This is a genomic window from Streptomyces sp. NPDC036815, assembly GCF_055609205.1.
Genome location: NZ_JBVJPW010000017.1, coordinates 97,980 through 116,489 on the forward strand (window position 1 = coordinate 97,980; position 18,510 = coordinate 116,489).

Genomic DNA, 18,510 nt, shown 5'->3' on the forward strand with positions numbered 1-18,510 from the left:
CGGGCACCCGCGCCGGATTTCGCGATCTTGCACTCTACCCGGGCGCCTCGACGCGTACCGACTTCAGTCCGTTGATGAAGTGCGAGACGAGCCTGCGCGGCGGCGCCGCGAGCCGCAGGACTGGCAGGGCGCGCGCCAACTCCTCGTAGAAAACCCACAGTTGGAGCCGTGCGAAGTGCGCGCCCAGGCAGACGTGCGGGCCGTCGCCGAACGCCACGTGCGGGTTGGGCGAGCGCGCCAGGTCGAGGCGTTGCGGGTCGGTGAAGACGCGCTCGTCGTCGTGGGCGGACGCGTGGAAGACGACGACCTTGTCCCCGGCCGCGACGCGCGTGCCCTCGAGCTCGGTGTCGCGGGTCGCCGTGCGCCGGAAGCTGAGCACCGGAGGGTGCCTGCGCAGCAGTTCCTCCACGGCGGTGGCGGCGGGAACCGCTCCGGTGCGCAGCCGCTCGTACTCGCGCGGGCTCTCCGCGAGCGCGAGCAGACCGCCGGGCGCGGCGCTGCGCACGGTGTCGTTGCCCGCGACGGTGAGGAGGAAGAAGAACATCTCCAGTTCGCCGTCGGTGAGTTCCGGGTCGGCGGCCAGGGTCGTCAGGACGTCGTCGCCCGGGTGCGCGCGTTTGTGCGCGGCCAGCGTCCCCGCGTACTCGAACATGTCGCGCAGCATCGCGGGCGAGCGCGGGTTGAGCGGCGCGCCGTCGGGGCCGAGCACGGGCGCGGCCGCCTCGTCGGGGTCCTGGTAGCCGATGACGCGCTGCGTCCAGTGCAGGAGCAGGCCGCGGTCGGCCGCCGGGATGCCGAGCAGGTCGGCGAGGTTGAGCAGGGCGTAGTCGTCGGTGACGGCGGTGACGACGTCGAAGGTGCCGTCCCCCGCGCGGGCCTGCGCCACGGCGGCGTCGAGGAGCGTGCGGGCCCGCTCGCGCACCGCATTCTCGAAGCGCTCGATCCGCCGCGGTGTGAACGCGCGGCTGACCAGCCTGCGCAGCCTGCCGTGGTCGGCGGCGCCCGTCTCTCCCCGTGGGGGGCGCGCGGCCGCCGCGGGGTCCTGGTTGAGCATCATGCGGCGGATGAACGGCAGGTCGTCCGGCGCGGGATCGCGGATCTGGGTGGCGCCCAGGTACGAGGAGTACGTCGACGCGTCCTTCAGGACGGTCACCACGTCCGCGTGCCGGGTGACCGCCCAGAAGCCCGGGCCCGCGGGCCAGCCGAGCACCGCCGTCTCCTCCTGCCACGCCACGGGGTGGTGGTCGCGCAGCACGCGGTAGCGGTCGTACGGGACGCCCTCCGCGTACAGTCGGGGGTCGAAGACGTCGGGGACGGGCGGCGTGCCCGCCGACGCGCCGCGCAGGCTCACGCGCCGTCGTCCGCGCGCAGGAAGTCCTCCACCGTGCTGATCAGTTCCAGGGGCACCTCGTCCATCGCGTAGTGCCCGGCCCCCGACAGCTCCGCGAGCGCGCCGCGCGGGTAGGAGCGCAGCCACGTGGCGCGCATCAGGTCCGCCGAGAGCGCGGGGTCGAGAGCGCCGGTGACGGCGAGCGCGGGGACGGGCGAGCCGTCGACCTCGGTGTGGAAGTCGTCGCCCGCCCACGAGTCCAGCCAGGCGCGGAACGCCTTCGCGTCGCTGACCGCGAGGGAGCGGCGCACCATCCGGTCGAGCCAGGCCCGGGGGCGTGCACCGCCCGTGGTGATGTCGATGATGGCGCGCCGGTTCTCCGGTACGAGCGCGGCAGAGGCAAACAACTCCCATTGGTCCGGCGGGAGTTGCAGTCCCGAGGCGGGTACGGGCGACACGCCGGCCAGGCGGCGCACCCGGTCCGGGGCCGCGGCCAGGACGCGCTGGGCGACGGCGCCGCCCATGGAGTGGCCGACGAGCGAGAACCGTTCCCAGCCGAGCCGGTCGGCCAGGTCGAGGACGTCGGCGGCGCCCTCGGCGGTGCTGTACGCACCAACGGCGTCCTTGGCCTCGCCGTACCCGCGCAGGTCCACCACCGCGTACTGGAACGCGTCGCCGTCGAGGTCCGCGAGCACCGGCTCGTACGCCGTGCGGTCGGCGAACCAGCCGTGCACCGCGAACACCTTGTGCGGGCCCTCGCCGATGAGGGTGTGGGGGAGCGGGAAGGAGGTCACTGCGGCTCCGATCGCCGACGGGGTCCGGGCGGCCCCGCTCGGTGCGGGCGCCGTGACCACGGTGTCCCCAACCCCGGTACCGCGCAAGGGCGCCCACGGCCCGCCCCGCAGCCCCGCCCCGCGTTCGACAGCGGGTGCGAACGGGGAACATCGGGGTGGGGGTCAACTTGGCGGACGGCCTGCGGTCCGGTGCCGCGGGTGGTCAGAATGTGGCATGGCCATCCGCCGCCTCAGCTACCGGCTCGACCAGGAGCCCGACGAGAGTGGAGCCCCCCGCCTGATCCGCACGGATCCGGCCGGTTCCGAACAGCAACCGCACAGCGGGACAGACCAGTTGGGAGACATCGTCGAGCGTGTCACAGGCGCGGGCGCGGGCGCAGGAGCCGGACCGGGCGCGGGAACGGATGCGGATACGGGCGGTGAGCTGAGCTACAGCCTGCTCCCGGACGGCGGCCGCCTCCTGTGCGCCGCCCTCCCGGGGCAGCGCCTGGAGGTCCTCCACCTGAGCGCCGACACCCCCGGGCCCGGACCCGTGTGGCCGATCGACACCTGGGGCTCCGCGGACTGGGAGCCGGGCGCAGAGGAGGCGCTCGGGGCCGGGTTCGTCGAGTCCGGGCTGCCCGTGTCGCAGGCGCACGCCGACCGTGACCTCCTCGTGGAGTTCGCCAGGGCGCGCGCCGAGCGGGTCGCGCCCTTCCTCACTGATGTGCGCCGCCTCTTCGACGACCCCGCGGGACGGCAGATCGTCCTCGTCGAGGAGGAGGCCGAGGCCGTGGCCCACTGGGTCGCGCTCGCCTGCGCCTCGCTGCCGGAGGCGTACGTCCCGGTGCTGACGTTCACCACTTGGACCACCGACCCGTGGCGCGCCCCGCAGCAGATCGTCGGCATCGCCCCCGACGCGGAGTTCGACCGCTCGGACGACGCGACGCTGGAGTACCTGTTCCGCGTGTACGACAGCACCGGCGGACCGGAGAGCCCGCCGCCCGCCGAACTCGACCCCTGGGCCCGGCTGACGGCCGAGCGGTGGCTCGCCGGGAACCCGCCGCGCCCCGTGCCCGGCGCCACGGACCGCCCGGCGGACGCCTTCGCGCTCCTCCCGCTCCTCTCGGGCGGGGCGGAGGGGGCGGCGGACGGCGCAGGAGGGGCCGACGGGGCGGGCGCCCCGTCCGGCGCCCAACTCGCGGGCCTGAGCGGTGAATCCCTGCGCATCGTCATCGACGCCTTCACCCGTACGGTGAGCAGGGGCGAGGCCGACCCGCGCACCGTCGACGCCCTCGACCGGCTCTGCCGCGGCCTCGACGGCGACCACGCGTCGGCGGCGCGCCCCCTCGCCCTCGCCCTCGTCAAGCACCGGCTCGACGCGTCCCGCGGCAGCGGCGCCCTGCCCGACCTGACCGCCTTCGAAGGGCTGCCGCTCGGCCAGGACGCCTGGCGTGAGCTGCGCGAGGAGTACGGCGAGCGCGCCGACGACGCCCTGCGCGCCCGGCTCCGCGAGCCCGTCGCCACCTGGACGGAACCGCTCCGCCTCGCCCTCGCCGTGGGGGCCGACGGCGGACCCGGCCTCGCCGAGGCGATGGACCGGCTCGCGGACGCCCTCCTGTACCCCGAGCGGCGCGACTGCGCGCAGGCCGTCGAGGTCCTGACGGAGCTCGACCACGCCGCCTTCAACCGCCGCGTGCTCCGGCTCGTCCTCGTCGACTTCACGGAACGCAAACTGGACCGCCTCATCGCGTTCGCCCGCTCCCCGCAGGGCGACTGGCTGCGGCACAACATCGAGGACGCGCCGCTCACCGTCCGCCTCGCCGCGGCCGCCGCGCACCTGAGCGGGCCCCCGGAGCACCTGCGGGGCGCCGACCTCTTCGAGCGGCTCACCGAGCTCCTCTCCAACCGACGGGTCGAGGACGTCACGACCCTGCGGCTGCTGTGGCGCATCGTCTGGCGCAACGAACCGCCGGACCGCGCCGAACAGCCCTGGGTGGCCCGCACCTGCACGCCCCGCCTGATCGTCGAGGCGGACCTCGGCCGGCGCGTCATGGGCTGGCTCAGGGAACCGGACCACTGCGACATCGAACTGATCGAATTCGCCCGGGAGATGCGCCACGACCGCAAGCTGGGCGCCCAGGACCGCGACACCGCCGAACTGCTCGTCACCGCCCAGGACCTCGCGGCGGGGCGGCTGCCCCTGAGCCGGGCCTCCGTCGGCCGGCTCAAGGAGCTGGGCCGGAAGGTGTCGCCGCTCGGCCCCGTGCTGCGGCGGGGCGTCGACGAGCGGGTGGGGTGCGCCCTCGCCGCGGCCAACCCGCTCGACCTGTGCGAGTCGCACGGACTGCAGATCCTCGTCGCCGCCCGCCCCGACCTGCTGCGGGCCTACCGCGCGCAGACCCTGGAGGCCGACCGGTGCGAGCGCATGATCCGCGAACTGCCCGGCAGACCGGCCGAGTTGGCGGCGTACTACCACATCTGGCGGCCGCGCCGACGGCACGGCGTCACCCCGGAATGGCGCACCGTCGCCGAGGAACTCCTCGACCGGGCCCTCGCGCCCGTCCTCGGCCACCTCGACGAGCACCACCTCGGACAGGTGGCCACGGTCCTCCAGCGGGAGGGCCAGGACGTACAGGCGTGGACCGCATGGCGGCACCGGGCGGCCCGGGAACCGAACTGACCCCGCACCCCACGAAAGGACCAGCGTGAGCGACACCAGCGAGACCGTCGTCGTCGACAACTTCCCCGGCGGCAGCATGGCGAGCCGCCCCGTGCACTTCATCTGGATGCTCGACTGCTCGGGGTCCATGGGCGTGAACGGAAAGATCGGCGAACTCAACTTCGCCATCCGCGAGGCCATCCCCGAGATGCAGCAGGCCGCCCAGTCCAACCCCGCCGCGTCCCTGCTGGTACGCGCCATCACCTTCGCCAGCGGAGCGAGCTGGCACGTCGGCGAGCCCACCCCGGTGGACCGGTTCTCCTGGGAGGACGTGCACATCTACGGCGGCACGGACATGGGCTCCGCCTTCAAGCTGGCGGCGGGCGCCCTGCAGACCCCGCCGATGCCGCAGCGCGCGCTGCCGCCGGTGCTCGCCCTCGCCTCCGACGGGCAGCCCACCGACGACTGGCGGGCCGGGCTGCGCGCCATCGACAGCACGCCGTGGGGCAAGCGCGCCGTGCGCGTCGCGGTGGCCATCGGCGACGACGCGGACAAGAGCATGCTCAAGGAGTTCCTCGGCAACCCCGAGCTGGAGCCCCTCCAGGCGAAGAACCCCCGCCAGCTCGCGGCCGCCATCCGCTGGATGTCCACCGCGGTCGTCAAGGACGCCTCCACCCCGAAGGTCGACGACGGCACGAAGCCCGCGACGCCGATCGACGTGCCGTCGCTGACCAAGGGCGAAGACGACATCTGGTGACCGGCCCCGAGACGACGACCGCACCCGGGCCGGCCGGGGCCGCGCCCTGGGGGCTGCTCGACGGCGCGGTCAAGGGCGTGGCCAAGCGGTACAGCCAGGACCGGGGCACCGCGCTGCCCGTCGCGGGGGGCCGCGCGGTCGTCCTCGCGGTCGCCGACGGGCACGGCAGCGCCGCGCACTTCCGCAGCGACCTCGGGGCGCGCTGGGCGGTCGACGAGTTCACGGCGTGCGCCAGGCCGTTCGCCCGGGAGGCCGCGCGCATCGGCGCCGACGCGTCGGGCTGGCCCGCGCTGCGCGAGGAGGCGCGCCGCCTGCCGCAGCAGGTGGGCCACCGCTGGCACGGGCGCGCCACGCTGTACGAGAGCAGCGTCCCGGCGCACGGGGCGCGCCCGCTCGCACCGGGCCGGGCGCCCCGCACCGCACCCGGCGCGCACCCGCACCCCCCGGACCTCGCCGCCTACGGCAGCACCCTCATCGGTGCCGTACTCACCGAACACATGCTGTTCTGCTGGCAGTTGGGCGACGGCGACATCGTGCTGGTGGACGCCTCCGGCAGCCCGCACACCCCGCTCTCCACCGGACCCGACATGGGCGATGAGACCGACTCGCTCTGCGAGTCCGAACCCTGGCGCAAGATGCGCTCGCACTGGCAGCCCTTCACCGGCGGCGCGCCACCGTGCGTCCTGCTCTCCACCGACGGGCTCTCCAAGAGCTTCGCCGACCACCAGGGGTTCCTGGACTTCGCCACCGGCCTCGGCGACCGCGCCGCCGAACAGGGCGTGGCGGCGGTGCAGGCGCAGCTCCCGGACTGGCTGGGGCGGGCCGCCAAGTTCTCCGGGGACGACACGACCCTCGTGGGCGCCATAACGGTGCCCCCACAGCGCAGCGACGAACGATAGGGCAGAGAGGAACAGCATGGTGAACGGCATGCTCGCCGCCGGAAAGACCCTGGTGGCCGAGTCGGGGGAGACGCTGAAGGTCGCGGAGCTCTTCGGCTCCGGCGGCCAGGGCGAGGTCTACCGCGTCCTGACGCCCACCGGCGACCGGGCGGTCAAGTGGTACTACCCCCAGCTCGCCGACGCCCGCCAGCGGGAGATCCTCGAAGGTCTCATCGCCAAGGGCTGGGACGACCCCCGCTTCCTGTGGCCCCGCTCCATCGTGATGGACCCCGAGGGCCGACAGCCCGGCTTCGGCTACCTCATGGACGTACGGCCCGCACGCTTCTGCGACCTGCCCGCCCTGTTCCGCCGCGACCCCTCGGTGGCCTCCGCGACGATGCGCACCCTGGTGACCGTGGCCCTGCACACCGTCGAGGCCTACCGCGCCCTGCACTCCCGGGGCATCGCCTACCGCGACATCAACTGGGGCAACATCTTCTTCGACCCGGCCACCGGCGACGTCCTGGTCTGCGACAACGACAACGCGGTCGTCGAGGGCGCCGAGGCCGCCGTCGCGGGCACCATGGACTTCATGGCGCCCGAACTGGTCCGCGGCGACAAGGGCACACAGCCCGGCACCCAGAGCGACCTGCACTCCCTGGCCGTACTGCTCTTCCTGCTCCTGATGAACGACCACCCGTTCAACGGCGCCCTCGCCCTCAGCATCCGCTGCATGGACGAGGCCGCCAAACGCCGCCTGTACGGCACCGACCCCGTCTTCGTCTACGACCCGGCCGACACCCGCAACCGCCCGGTCCCCGGCGAGCAGCCGACCGTCGAGGCGACCTGGGGCGCCCTGCCGCAGATCCTGCGCGACCTGTTCATCCAGACGTTCACGGACGGCCTGCGCAGCCCCAAGCTGCGGGTGCGCGAGTCGCAGTGGCGCGACGCGCTCAGCCAGGTCCTCGACGCCATCACCCAGTGCGGCGGCTGCGGCAAGCAGAACCTGACCCAGCCCGACGGCGCGCCCCCCGCCTGCTGGAAGTGCCGCACCACCCTGACGCTGCCGCCCCGCCTCGAACTGGTCACCGGCACCGGCACCCTGCGCACCCGGCGCGGCATCAGGCTCGCGCCGAACGCCCGCGTCTACGCCCACCACCTGCGCGACGACCCCGACCGGCACGACTTCTCCGCCGTGGTCGGCGAAGTGACCGAACACCCGCAGCAGCGCGGCCGGTTCGGCCTCACCAACCGCACCCGGTCCGTGTGGACGGCCCGCAAGGACGACGGAACGGTACGCGACGTGGACCCGGGCAAGACGATCGCGCTGCGGTCGGGGCTGCTCATCGAGTTCGGGGGCGGGACGGAGGCGGTCGTCAAGGAGTAGGGGAGAGGGGCAGGGAGGAATACTCTTTCCGTGAGCCGACAGGTCCGGCACTCTCCGGGCGGAGGAACGTGACCGCATCACCTCGTGTCCGCATCGCCTCGTCCTCGCGCGAGCCGCACACCTCCGCGCTCGCCCGCCGGCTGACGGCGGTGCTCAGGGCGCGGGGCGTCACGGTGCTCACGCGTCCGGACGACGCCTGTACGCACTTCCTCGCGGTCCTCTCCGCGGACCAGGCCCCCGAACCGCACCTCGTGGACGCGATCGGGGGCGCCGCGCAGAGGCACCGGACGCACGGGGAACCCGCGCTGCTCGTCCTGGCGCCCGACGGCACCGACCTCGACCGGCTCATCGCGCCGGCCGCCCCGTTCCGGCGCGTGCGCGGGTGCGCCGGGTTCGGCGAGCAGCTCGACGAGGTCTGCCGGGCGCTGGACGTACCGGCGACGGTGCCGGGCGGAGCCGCCGGACTGATCGACGACAAGACCGCGGGCTTTCTGGGCCGTGAGTACGTCTTCGACGCGATCGACGCGTTCGTGGCCACCGCGCGAGGGGGCTACTTCCGCCTGGAGGGCGATCCCGGCGACGGCAAGACCGCGATCATCGCCGAGTACGTGCGGCGTACGGGCTGCGTCGCGCACTTCAACGTACGCAGCCAAGGCATCGTGAGCGCCCGCCAGTTCGTCGGAAACCTCGGCGCCCAGCTGCGCGCCAAGTACGGCATCGGCGCCCCCGCCGACCTCAACGACACCGCCCGCTACGGCGAACTCGTCGGCCGCATGCTCGCCGAGGCCCGCGCCGCCCTGCCCGGCGAGCTGCCGCTGATCGTCGCGGTGGACGCCCTGGACGAGGCGGAGGCGGCCAGGCCGGGGGAGCCGGGCGCGGTGAACGTGCTGTACCTGCCGCCCGTGCTGCCCGACGGCGTGTACTTCGTGGTGAGCAGCCGCCGCGCCGAGGTGCCGCTGCGCATCGAGACGGCCGACGTCCGGTACGACCTGGGCGAGCATCTGGGCGCCACCATGGTCGACATCCGCGCGCTGCTGCACCGGACGGGGAGCACCCGTCCCGCTCTGGTGGCCCGGCTGGCCGAGGAGCACATCCCGCTCGGCCGGTTCGTCGACGTCCTCGCGGCGAAGAGCGAGGGCAACTTCATGTACCTGCGCCACGTGCTGCCCGAACTGGGCGACGGCCTCTACCGCGGCCTCGACATCCAGCAGCTGCCCCACGGCTTGGAGAACTACTACGAGAGCCACTGGCGGCTGATGGGCATGACCGCGCGGCCGTCCCCGCGCACCAAGGTGTGGGTCATGTACGTGCTGTGCGAGCTGGCCGCACCGGTCTCGACCGCCCTGCTCACCAAGGTGATGGGCGAGGTCAACCCGGAGGTGGACGCCATCGCGATCCAGGAAGTGCTCACCGAATGGCGGCAGTTCCTCCGCCGGGAGCGCACCCCGGACGGGCCGCGCCACAGCATCTACCACAGCAGTTTCCGCGACTTCCTGCACCAGCGGGAGACGGTCGCCAGCGCGGGCCTGAGCCTCGCCGGGGTCAACGAAGTGATCGCCGACGTGTTGTGGGAGCACGAGTACGGGCAGGGGTGAGGCGGTTGAACGGAACCGGTCGTATCCCGGTGGGGTATGCCGCCCCGGACTACGGGAGCGTCCCCGACTGGGTGGCCGCCGTGGGCACGGCCGCGGCCACGCTGCTGCTCGCGGTGGGGCTGCTGCGGGAGATCCGGCAACGCCGCCTCGACGACGCCCGGGCGGCCACGGAACGGCGGGCCGCCGAGGCCAACCAGGCCCGCCTGGTGAGCGTGGCCTTCCGGGCGCGCGGCAGCGGGCTGCGCGTGGAATGCGTGGTACGCAACGACAGCACCGCACCGGTCAGGGACACGGTTCCCTGGCTCTCCTGGGTCGATCCGGCAGGCGCCCTGCACGTCCCCGAGACGGAAGCCGGCCCCGCCACACCGCTGTTGGGGCCGGGAGGCACGGCCGAGCTGACCCTGTCCGTCACCGACCGGGCGGAAGCCCCGGACGGGCCCGCGTCGTTGCGGTGCGCGATCGCCTTCACGGACGCCGACGGACGGCGCTGGGTCCGCACGGCGAACGGCGCTCCGACGGCCGTGCTCGACGACGAACCGCGGGCGTTGAAACGGGCCGCCCGCGGCGACCAACGGCGCGGGCTCTGAGAGCCTGTCTTTGAACCCGCCGGACTCACCGGACCCAGACGAACCGGGGCGCGGATGAACACCGACGATGTGCGACTGGACGACGAGATCGGCAAGTTGGCGCTGGACGGCCTGGCCGCTCACCTCGGCGCGGCGGGCCGGGTGGACCGTCTCCTCCAGCTGTTCCGGGACGACCGGCGGCTGCGCAGGCGCGTCACCCCCGAAGCCCGCCTCTGGGACGGCTACCAGAGCGACGTCGACACCGCGTGGGACGCCGTGGACCGGGCCCTGGCCGAAGACCCGGGGCGGGTCCCCGACCCGCTCGGCGGCTGCGTCAGGCTGGCACTCCTGCGCGGCTCGATGAAGGCGGCGGACGACGTCCCCTCGCGCCTCGTCGTCGCCGCGGTGGCCACCGGAGTCTGGACGGCGCCGCGTGCCCTGTCCACCATCGGCCGCGCCGCGTCCCCGGGCGAACAGGCCGACGGCTACTACCGGATGCTCGCGTTCGCGCCGCTCGACGAGGCCACCCGCAAGACGGTCCAGGCGCGGATCGTCGCCCTGGCCTCCCTGCCCGGCGGCGAGATCCCGGGCCGTGCCCTCCTCGAAGGAGCCGTCCTGCTCGACGCCGACGCCCGGGCCGCGGTCGCCGCGGGCGTCGAGGAGACGGCGTCGATCGTGAGCTGGCAGGTGCCCGCCCGGTTCGCGCCGAAGAGGATCAGGCCCGAGGAACTGGAAGCGGGCGAAACGGTGACCCTGCTGCGCGCCGTGCCGGAGCTCCGCCGCCCCCGCCTCGTCGAGCGGGTCGCCCAGGCGCTCGTCGACGACCTGGCCGGGCTGACGCGCAAGGACGCGGAGCCGCGGCCCGCCGAGCGGGGCGACGCGCGCCTCCTCGCCCAGTTGCAGCGGGACTCCTTTGCCTGGCTCACCGACCCGGGGCTCCGCCTGGCCAGGACGGGACAGGCGCTGGCGGAGCTCGCCCCGCTGCTCGCCGGGCACCCGGCACGGGAGCGGCTCGTGGACCGGCTCGGCACGCTGATCGCCACCGTCCGGGACGCGCGGACGCGCTCGCGCCTCGCCGACGCGTACGGGCTGACCGTCCCCGTCGACGCCGATCCGGCCGCTCCCGGCACCGCGTCCGAACCCGACACGGCCCGGGCCCGTCGCCTGTCCCTCGTACGCGACGTGGCCGACCGGCTGACGAGCCCGCTGCCGGAGCCGTCCGCCCCGCCCCCGCCGACGGACTCGGCCGACGACGGCACCGCTGCCGCCACACTCGACGAGCTGACCCGCCGGTGGTTCGCCGAGCAGTGGCCGCACCAGGAGCGGGAAGAGCCGCGGGACGAAGCGCCCGAGGAGCCGGGGGGTGGCGAGGGCGCGCGGCCGGCCGACTCCGAGGGTGACCGGCTGCGGGAGTTCCGCGCCTTCACCCGCAGGTCCGGCGGCCCCGCGCTGATCGCCTCCTTGCTGACCGTGCAGGAACTCTCCGACGACTCGGTCGGCGCCATGGTCGAAGCCGTCTACCTGCCGCACGAACTCCCGGGCCAGCTGGCCCTGGTGGAGCTCCTGACGAACCACCCGGACCTGGTCGACGCCACCACCGCCGTACGGAAGGTCAAGGGACACCTGCTGCGCTGCGCACTCGCGCACACCCCGGTCAGCCCGCAGACGGCGTGGGACGGCCTCTCGGCGGAGCAGCTCCGGGACGCCGACTTCCGGCCCGCGCTCGACTTCGCGCTGGGGCTCCCCGCCGAGCAGCGGCGCAGCGCCTACTGGCACACCGCGTCCGGACACGGCATCCCGCCGGACGTGCGCACCGTCCCGCGGCTGGCCGCGCTGGCCCTCGTCCTGCCCCATCTGGACACCGGTCAACGGGCGGAGGCCTTCGCGAACGTCCTGGCCGTCGAGGACTCCGAGGTGCGCCTGCTCGGTCTCGAACTGTTCGGCCCCTACCTGAGTGCGGAGCAGGTCGCGCGGGCCGTCGACTCGCTGCGCGCCGCGCCCGACGCGCGCGAAGTGACGTGGTTGCTCGGCGAGTTGGCGGCGCTCCTCGACCCGGCCTGCGAGGCGCGCGGCGAGCTGGAGGAGCGGGCCGCCGATGTCCTCGCGCGCGTCGACGCCGGAGCGGACCTCGCCGAGGGCGTCCTGCACCGGCTGCGGCGGGCGGGCCGGCCGCTCGACGCGGCGTCCCTGGGGCCGGAGACGTCGGCCCTCCTCCACCGCATGGACCCCAACAACCGCCTCGACGCCGTGCTCGTCCTGCTCTCCGGGACCGACGGCGCCATCACCGCGGAGCTCGCCGCGGTGATCGTGGGGCTGCCGGTCGTCAACGACTCCACCACCTACAGCTGCCGAGGCTTCGCCCTGGCGGCCGCCGCGGAGCGGTTCGCCGACGACTGGATCCCCGCGGCCTGGTACGCGGCCCAGGAGCTGCCCCGGCGCCTGACCATCGGTGACGCCCCGGCCTGGGGGTGGGACTGGGGTTACGAGTACCCCTACGCCGCGGCCGTCGAAGCCCTCGCCCCCCGGCTGCGCGGGCCCTTGGCGCGGCAGGCGTTCGAGGCGGCGAAGGAGATGCCGTGGGAGCCCCGCGAGCGGATCACGCGGCTGCTCGCCGAGCACGCCGACGACGGACTGAGCCGCGACCTGTTCGACCATGCCACCGCGGTCCACCGTTCCTATCAGGAGCTGCCCGACACGGTGGAGCCGCCGTTCCCGCTGGAGGGCACTGTGGTGACGCAACCCGTGACGGACTTCAAGGGACTGCGGGAGGTGCAGCTCGCCGAGCTGACCGCCGCCGTCGTGACGCGCCTCGACGCCGACCGGCTGGCCGAAGCGGCGCGCCTGGCCTGCGCGTTCTCCAACTGCGGCCCGCGGGCATGGCTTCCCGCCAAGCTGCTGCCCGCACTGCCCGCCTCGCCCGCGCCGGACTCCGGGCTCCGTGCGGCGCTGGTCGCGTCGGGCACGGTCGCGGCCCTGGAGTTCATCGCGGGAGAGACCGACCGCCTCGACCTTCTCGCTGAGCTGCTTCCCCATCTGCGCGAGGCGACCGAGGAACGGGCAGCGCCCGTACGGGAGTTCGTCACGCGGCACGTCCCCCGGCACGGCAGCGGATTCGTCCTGTCCCGCGACGAGCTCGCCTCCCTCGACGGCGAGCGGACCGAGGAGTACTTCCGGCTCCTCGGCGTCGAGGACCGGGCCGAGGTGGAGGAGGGCCTGTCCGGCGGCGACGACGACCGGCGGCGGTTCCTGGTCCGGGTCATCCTGCGCCCGTTCTTCGCGGGCACCCTCGAACAGACCCTGACGCAGCTGCTCGTCGACGCGCCGGTCCTCGCCCGGGCAGCGGTGCTCGACGCGACCGCCGGGATCCTGGAGCCGGGCAACCACCGGGCGATCGTCGACCACACCGTGGCGCAGTTGCTCGGTGAACCGATGGACGAGACGGAACGGCTCGAAGCCCTCGGCGCGATCCTGCCGATGCTCACGCAGGCCCAGCGGGACGAGCTCGTCGAGATCGCCACGGACCCCGAAGGGCCGGGGCTCCAGGAGAGCCGGGACGTGAGCCGGAAGGTGTTCGCCCTCCTCCTGGACGATCTGCGGACGCCCGCGCACGCGGACGTCCGGTTCTCACGCGTCCGGCACAACCGGTATGCCCACACGGTCAGGAACCAGGTGCGCGAGGACCGGGTCAAGGACACGCTGGGTCTGGTCCACGGTGGGCGTGCCGAGTTCCTCGCCGTCCTCGCCGAACACCTCACCGAAGCCGCCGCGCGACGACTGGCCGAGCGCGTCGCGGACCTCCCCGACCTGGAGCGGGCCGACGCGATCGTGACGCTGCTGCCCCTGCTGTCGGGCGAAGCCCGCGCGACGCTGGTCGCGGCGATCCGTGACATGGCGGATCCCTTCGCCCGGTTCTGGGCGGTGTTCGTGAGCCAGGAGCATCTCGACGCGGACGCCGATCCGTCCTGGACCGCGTTCGTCCACGACACGGCCATGGCGTTCGACGACAGGGAGGGCCGGGGAGACCGGGAGGGCCTGGCGGACGCCTGTGCCTGTCTGTGCCTGCTCATCGGGTACGCGGACGCCGACACCAGGCAGACGTGGTGCGCCTGGATGATCTCCCGCCTCGGCGGACTGGGGGACGAGGACGCCCTGCGCGTCACGGCGGGCCTCGCCGCCGTCCTGCGCGACGACGGGCCTCTGAGCGCGGCGCTCGTCGACGCGGTCTGCTCCCGGCCGGCCGACGGGACGGTGCACGCGGGCGTCCTCATCCTGGCGCGCCACGGCATCGACCTGAGCGCACTCGCGGACCCGCACCGAACGCGGCTGCACGCCCTGCTCTCCCGCCGCCTGCGCGGACTCGCCGACCGCGGTCGCCCCGACCTGCTCGCCGCGCTCGCCGCCGAGTCACCCCTGATCGGTGCGCTGAGCACCCAGCAGGAGCTCGCGGCCATCGCCCGAGGGGTGCACGAGGTGTGCTTCACGTGGCGCTGGCCGTGACACCGGCCCCGCGCCCCCGGTCGCCCCGCGCCCCCTGTCACCCCGCCCCCACCCGCCGTCGCCAGCGCCGCCACCACGCCGACCACCAGGGCGTCACCGGCGGTGGCAGAGGCGGCGGGGGCGGGGGTGCCGCGGGCAGGACCGCGCGGGCCGGGGGCGTGGCGATGGCCACCGCGTCGGGACGGGGGAGCGGAGTGACGGTGACGGTGCACTCCGCGGCGGACACGGGAAGGGTGACGGGGGCCCCGGCGCGGTGCGCGCTGCGGGGGATCCGCCGTTCGCCGCCGCGCTGCCCGTCGGTCCAGGCCGCGCGCACCAGGACCGCGGGCTCCGGCCAGTCGAAGTGCAGCTCGGCGCGGTCGACGGCGACCCGGCGTACCGTCAACTCGCTTATGGTCGAAGGGTGTTCGATGACGAGACTCGGCCCGGACACTGCCCGCTCACCGAGCACGCTGACGGCCGTCACCCGCACCCGCTGCTCGGGCCCCGGCGTCAGCTCGGCCCACGATTCGCCGCCCGACGCGGTCGCCGGGATCCGGTCCACGAGGCCCACGATGCCGGAGACGTCGGTGCCCGGCGCGACCGGGCCCGCCGTCCACGGCAGAAGCAGACCGTCGCCGAGCTCGGGCGGACGCCACGCGATGGTCACCCGCCCGCCGTCCGCGTGCCGCCGTACGGTGAGTTCCTCCACCGGTGAGGGCCACTGCTCGGCGCGGGCGGTGACCGTGACGCCGCGCGACCACACCAGGTAGCCGTCCGGATCGCGGTAGCCGCAGCGCACTTCGTAGGTGTACGTCCCCGGCGCGAGCGGCGCGTCGAGCACCCCGTCGTGCTCGCAGGGCACCCGTACGAGCGACGACTCACCCCACCCGCCGGTCTCCGCCCCGGTGCCGGACCGCGTCACCCGCACCTCGGCCGCCGCCGCGTCGGCCCGCCAGCGCAGCCGCACCCCGCCGGGCACGACGGTGCTCCGCAGCTCCGTGACCACGGGCGTGATGAGTACGGGGGCGGTCGCGCGCGGCACTCCGGCGATGCGGCCGCGGCGCAGCGGCACGACGGCGTACCGCACGGGCCTGCCGACGGGTGCGTCCGCGTCGAGGGCGCCGGGCCCGCTCTCGCCCGCCGCCGTCTCGACCGCCAGGTGCGGTGCTCCGTCGGGGAAGCGCAGGACGCGGTACGTGACGCCGTCCGGCCGGCGCGGCGGGGCGCACCACGAGAGGCGTACGGCGCGCTCGTCGGGCACGGCCGTCACGCGCGCATCCGTAGGGGCGAGCGGGTCGTCGGCGATGAGTGCGGCCACCCGCAGCAGACCCGACTGGGCGTCCGCGTCGTCCCTGGCGAGCCGCAGGGCGCCGAGCCAGGCGCGGGCGGCCTCGCGCGTCGCGCCCGCGGCTTCGGCGGCGGCGCCGTCGGCGGAGAGCCGCCGGACCTCGGCGGCCCGCGCGCGGACGGCGCCGACGAGCGCGGCGAGGCGGTGGTCGTCCGGCCCGTCGGGGTAGTCCGCGGCGCGCGGGAGCCGCGCCACGACCCGCTCGGCCTCGCGCAGCCGCACGCCCGGCCAGACGTCGTTGAGGGTCTCGGCGGCGTGCCGCGCGGGACCGGCCGGGGGGAAGCCCGCGGCGACCGCGGCGGCGAGCGGCCCCGCCTCGCCGCGGTGCACGCCGAGGGCGACGGCCTCGGCCTCGCCGGGCCGTTCGCCGCCGTCCCTGAGCAGGCAGCAGACCTCCCACAGGACCAGGCGGCGCAGTCCCGCCGCGTCGTCCCGCACCAGGGTCTCCAGGGTGTCCACCAGCGCCGCCGCCGTGTCGGCGCGCGGATCCGACGAGGAGAGCCACCGCCCGCGCGCCTGCCGCACGTACGGCAGGTCGGCGCGGTGCCAGATGCCGCCGCGGCCGGGGAACCACAACCCGTCGAGCACCCGGAAGCCGTCGTCCGTGGTGGCTCTGGGGAGCGTGCCGAAGACGGAGCCGTGCGCGGGTGCGGGGGCCGGGGCGCGCAGCACGTCGGCGGCGTGCCGGAAGCCCAACTGCCGCAGTGCGTCGTGCAAGTGGACGTAGCTGCGCAGGCCGGGGCAGCGCGGCAAGGTCGGCGGCGGCAGGCGGACGCCGCCCGCCTTCGGGTCGTCGCCCGGGCGCAGGACCGCCATGGCTCAGCCGCCCGGGGTGATGTCGCCGGGGCCGGTGTCGCCGGGAGCCGTGTAGAAGTACACGCGGACCACCGCGGTCTCCGCCCGTCTGCCGAGGCTGTGGTAGTCGTCCGTCGCCGTCTTCTCGGTGAACATCTCCGGACGGGCCCTGCCGAGCAGGCCGTTGACGCGGTGGGCGTAGACCGTGCCGTTCGAGCTGCCGCCGAAGGTGAGCACCAGCGCGGCCTCGCGGCCCGGCCACTTGCGGGTGTCCTTCGCGATCTGCCGGACGATGTCGCCCTTGTCGTCGCCCGCCACCCGGAACTCCTGGGGGTGGCGGTCCACGGAACGGGGCCCCACGGGGGTGGCCGGGCCGCTCTTCGAAGGGGAGGGCTCGGGACGGTCCTCGTCCTTCGCGCCTCCCGGGTCCGGGCGGTCGCCCATCGACACCAGCGCGAGCACGAGCAGCAGATCGGCGAAGAGCCACCCCGCGAGCACGACGATCCCGAGCCGCCCGCCGCGCCGCCGCAGCGCCCGGCCTCGGCTCACGCGGTGCCCCCGTCCCGCGGGGCGGGCGGCGGCAGGCGCGTCGTGGGCGGGTCGAGCGGCGTATCGAGCGGGTGCTCCGTCGGCGGGTCCGTCACCGGGTCGACGGGACGGCTCGGCGCGGGGACGGAACTCCCTTCGGCCGGGCGGCCGTTGACGGGGGCGCCGTACCCGGCGCCGTTCCCGTACCCGTACGTCCCGTACATCATGGCCGACGCGGGCGCGGGCGTCAGCGTGGGCAGCGCGCCCGCCAGCGTGTCCATACGGGCGTCGAGGCGGGCCGCCGCGTCCTGCCAGTGGGCCGCCGCCGCGTCCCAGCGCTCCGTGGCCTCGCGCATCCCGTCCACCGCCTCGCCGGTGCGGCTCGTGCTCGCCACCAGGGCCTGCGAGGCCAGTTCCGTGGCCTTCGCGACCGACTCGGACTTCACGACGAGCGACCGCTGGGCGGTGACCAGGGCCTTGAGGGAGGCCTCGACGGTGTCGCCCGCCGCCTTGACGTGGTCGGCGATCCCCTGCGCCGCGCGCGCGTTGGTGCGGCCCGCCTTGGCGGTCTCCTCCGCGCCGGTGCGCAGTGTGGTGTCGATGCGGTTCGCCGCGTCGCCGAGCTTCGGCACCTCCGCCGTGAGGGACAGCGTCGCCTGCCGGAGGGCGTCGACGGCCTGGCCCACGGAGGCCGTGGCGCCGGTGAGCGCCTGATGGCTCCGCTCCGCCTTCTCCGTCACCAGCTGCATCTTCTCGGCGGCCTTCGTGAGCTGCGCGGTGAACTGCTGCGGGGACGCGCTGCGGTGCGCGGCGAGCAGCATCTGGGTGCGCGTGAGCACCGACGCGAGCTCGGCCAGGAGCTTCTCCTCGTCGGCGTCCTGGGCGTCCTCGTGGCGTTCGGTGCGCACCCGTACGCGCGCGTGCCACACCGAGAGCGCCACGAGCAGGGCGATCAGGAGGACCGCCATCAGGGCCACGTTCTCGAAGCGCCCGAGCGCGCCCAGATGCCCGCCGAAGCCCGACTGCCACAGCTGGAGGAAGGGGCGCACGCTCTCCTCGGGGTCGTCCTCGGCGAGCTCCCCGTAGGCGCGCACGGCCTCGCGCAGGCCGAACCAGGTGATCAGGAGCGGTACGAAGACCAGTACCCCGAGGGCCCCCTCCAGGAGCCGGTCGTGCCGTCCCGGCTCCCGGCCGGGGGACGCCCGGACGCTCTCGGGGCGTACGTAGGCCCGCACGAGGTCGATCTCCGCCCACCGGTCGAGCTGGTTCGATGCGGCCAAGTCCTGATGGAGTACGGCCAGTTCGGCGGACCGGGGGGCGAGCGCGGGCAGGTCCGCCAGTCGCCTCAGCTCCTTGACGATCAAGGCCTTGTCGAGCAGTTGTGCGGGCGTCAAGCGGGTCCCTCCCTGGCT

The 18,510-nt window shown here is 74.8% G+C and carries 12 protein-coding genes; 7 read left to right on the forward strand and 5 right to left on the reverse strand.

All coding sequences use genetic code 11. From position 1 onward, the window contains the following. Positions 1–34: 34 nt before the first annotated feature. Together ACZ69I_RS28680 and ACZ69I_RS28685 are read right to left on the reverse strand one after the other, a co-directional pair. On the reverse strand, positions 35–1,351 hold the full coding sequence (locus ACZ69I_RS28680; RefSeq protein WP_470835485.1) for a cytochrome P450: 1,317 nt from the start codon (positions 1,349–1,351) through the stop codon (positions 35–37). Next, positions 1,348–2,124: an alpha/beta fold hydrolase gene (locus ACZ69I_RS28685; RefSeq protein ID WP_470835487.1), complete on the reverse strand. Its 777-nt coding sequence runs from the start codon at positions 2,122–2,124 to the stop codon at positions 1,348–1,350. The genes ACZ69I_RS28680 and ACZ69I_RS28685 overlap by 4 nt, the downstream gene beginning before the upstream one ends. Positions 2,125–2,338: 214 nt before the next feature. On the opposite strand from ACZ69I_RS28685, the gene ACZ69I_RS28690 reads away from it, so the two are divergent. The 7 genes from ACZ69I_RS28690 (at position 2,339) to ACZ69I_RS28720 (ending at position 14,445) form a co-directional block, all read left to right on the forward strand. After that, complete coding sequence (locus ACZ69I_RS28690; RefSeq protein ID WP_470835489.1) at positions 2,339–4,786, forward strand: GTPase-associated protein 1-related protein; 2,448 nt, start codon at positions 2,339–2,341, stop codon at positions 4,784–4,786. A 76-nt stretch (positions 4,787–4,862) separates the two neighbouring features. Further along, positions 4,863–5,522 carry a vWA domain-containing protein gene (locus ACZ69I_RS28695; RefSeq protein WP_467680469.1) on the forward strand — a complete coding sequence of 220 codons (660 nt, stop codon included), beginning with the start codon at positions 4,863–4,865 and terminating at the stop codon, positions 5,520–5,522. Beyond that, positions 5,519–6,421 (forward strand): protein phosphatase 2C domain-containing protein, encoded by a 903-nt coding sequence (locus tag ACZ69I_RS28700; RefSeq protein WP_470835490.1) that lies wholly within the window; start codon positions 5,519–5,521, stop codon positions 6,419–6,421. The genes ACZ69I_RS28695 and ACZ69I_RS28700 overlap by 4 nt, the downstream gene beginning before the upstream one ends. A gap of 16 nt (positions 6,422–6,437) precedes the next feature. Beyond that, a complete protein-coding gene (locus ACZ69I_RS28705) occupies positions 6,438–7,787 on the forward strand; it encodes a protein kinase domain-containing protein (RefSeq protein ID WP_467680335.1) in 1,350 nt (449 codons plus the stop codon). A gap of 68 nt (positions 7,788–7,855) precedes the next feature. Continuing rightward, a complete protein-coding gene (locus tag ACZ69I_RS28710; protein ID WP_470835492.1) occupies positions 7,856–9,382 on the forward strand; it encodes a hypothetical protein in 1,527 nt (508 codons plus the stop codon). Positions 9,383–9,387: 5 nt separating this feature from the next. Beyond that, the gene (locus ACZ69I_RS28715; RefSeq protein WP_470835493.1) at positions 9,388–9,969 is read left to right on the forward strand and encodes a hypothetical protein; all 582 of its coding nucleotides are present in this window, start codon (positions 9,388–9,390) and stop codon (positions 9,967–9,969) included. Between the two features lie 54 nt (positions 9,970–10,023). Then, complete coding sequence (locus tag ACZ69I_RS28720) at positions 10,024–14,445, forward strand: hypothetical protein (protein ID WP_470835495.1); 4,422 nt, start codon at positions 10,024–10,026, stop codon at positions 14,443–14,445. A 37-nt stretch (positions 14,446–14,482) separates the two neighbouring features. Here ACZ69I_RS28720 and ACZ69I_RS28725 read toward each other — a convergent pair whose 3' ends face one another. From ACZ69I_RS28725 to ACZ69I_RS28735, 3 genes are read right to left on the reverse strand one after another with little or no spacing between them, the layout of a single operon-like run. Further along, a complete protein-coding gene (locus ACZ69I_RS28725) occupies positions 14,483–16,591 on the reverse strand; it encodes a serine/threonine-protein kinase (protein WP_470835496.1) in 2,109 nt (702 codons plus the stop codon). Between the two features lie 3 nt (positions 16,592–16,594). Beyond that, the gene (locus ACZ69I_RS28730) at positions 16,595–17,119 is read right to left on the reverse strand and encodes a hypothetical protein (protein WP_470835498.1); all 525 of its coding nucleotides are present in this window, start codon (positions 17,117–17,119) and stop codon (positions 16,595–16,597) included. Further along, positions 17,116–18,492, reverse strand: coding sequence for a hypothetical protein (locus ACZ69I_RS28735; RefSeq protein WP_470835499.1), 1,377 nt, complete (start codon positions 18,490–18,492; stop codon positions 17,116–17,118). The genes ACZ69I_RS28730 and ACZ69I_RS28735 overlap by 4 nt, the downstream gene beginning before the upstream one ends. Positions 18,493–18,510 lie beyond the last annotated feature (18 nt).

What these genes read in the sequence shown, in the direction of transcription:
- ACZ69I_RS28690 (WP_470835489.1), top strand. Translation starts at nt 2,339, where the DNA reads ATGGCCATCCGCCGCCTCAGCTACCGGCTCGACCAGGAGCCCGACGAG.
- ACZ69I_RS28695 (WP_467680469.1), top strand. Translation starts at nt 4,863, where the DNA reads ATGGCGAGCCGCCCCGTGCACTTCATCTGGATGCTCGACTGCTCGGGG.
- ACZ69I_RS28705 (WP_467680335.1), top strand. Translation starts at nt 6,438, where the DNA reads ATGGTGAACGGCATGCTCGCCGCCGGAAAGACCCTGGTGGCCGAGTCG.
- ACZ69I_RS28720 (WP_470835495.1), top strand. Translation starts at nt 10,024, where the DNA reads ATGAACACCGACGATGTGCGACTGGACGACGAGATCGGCAAGTTGGCG.
- ACZ69I_RS28725 (WP_470835496.1), bottom strand. Translation starts at nt 16,591, where the DNA reads ATGGCGGTCCTGCGCCCGGGCGACGACCCGAAGGCGGGCGGCGTCCGC.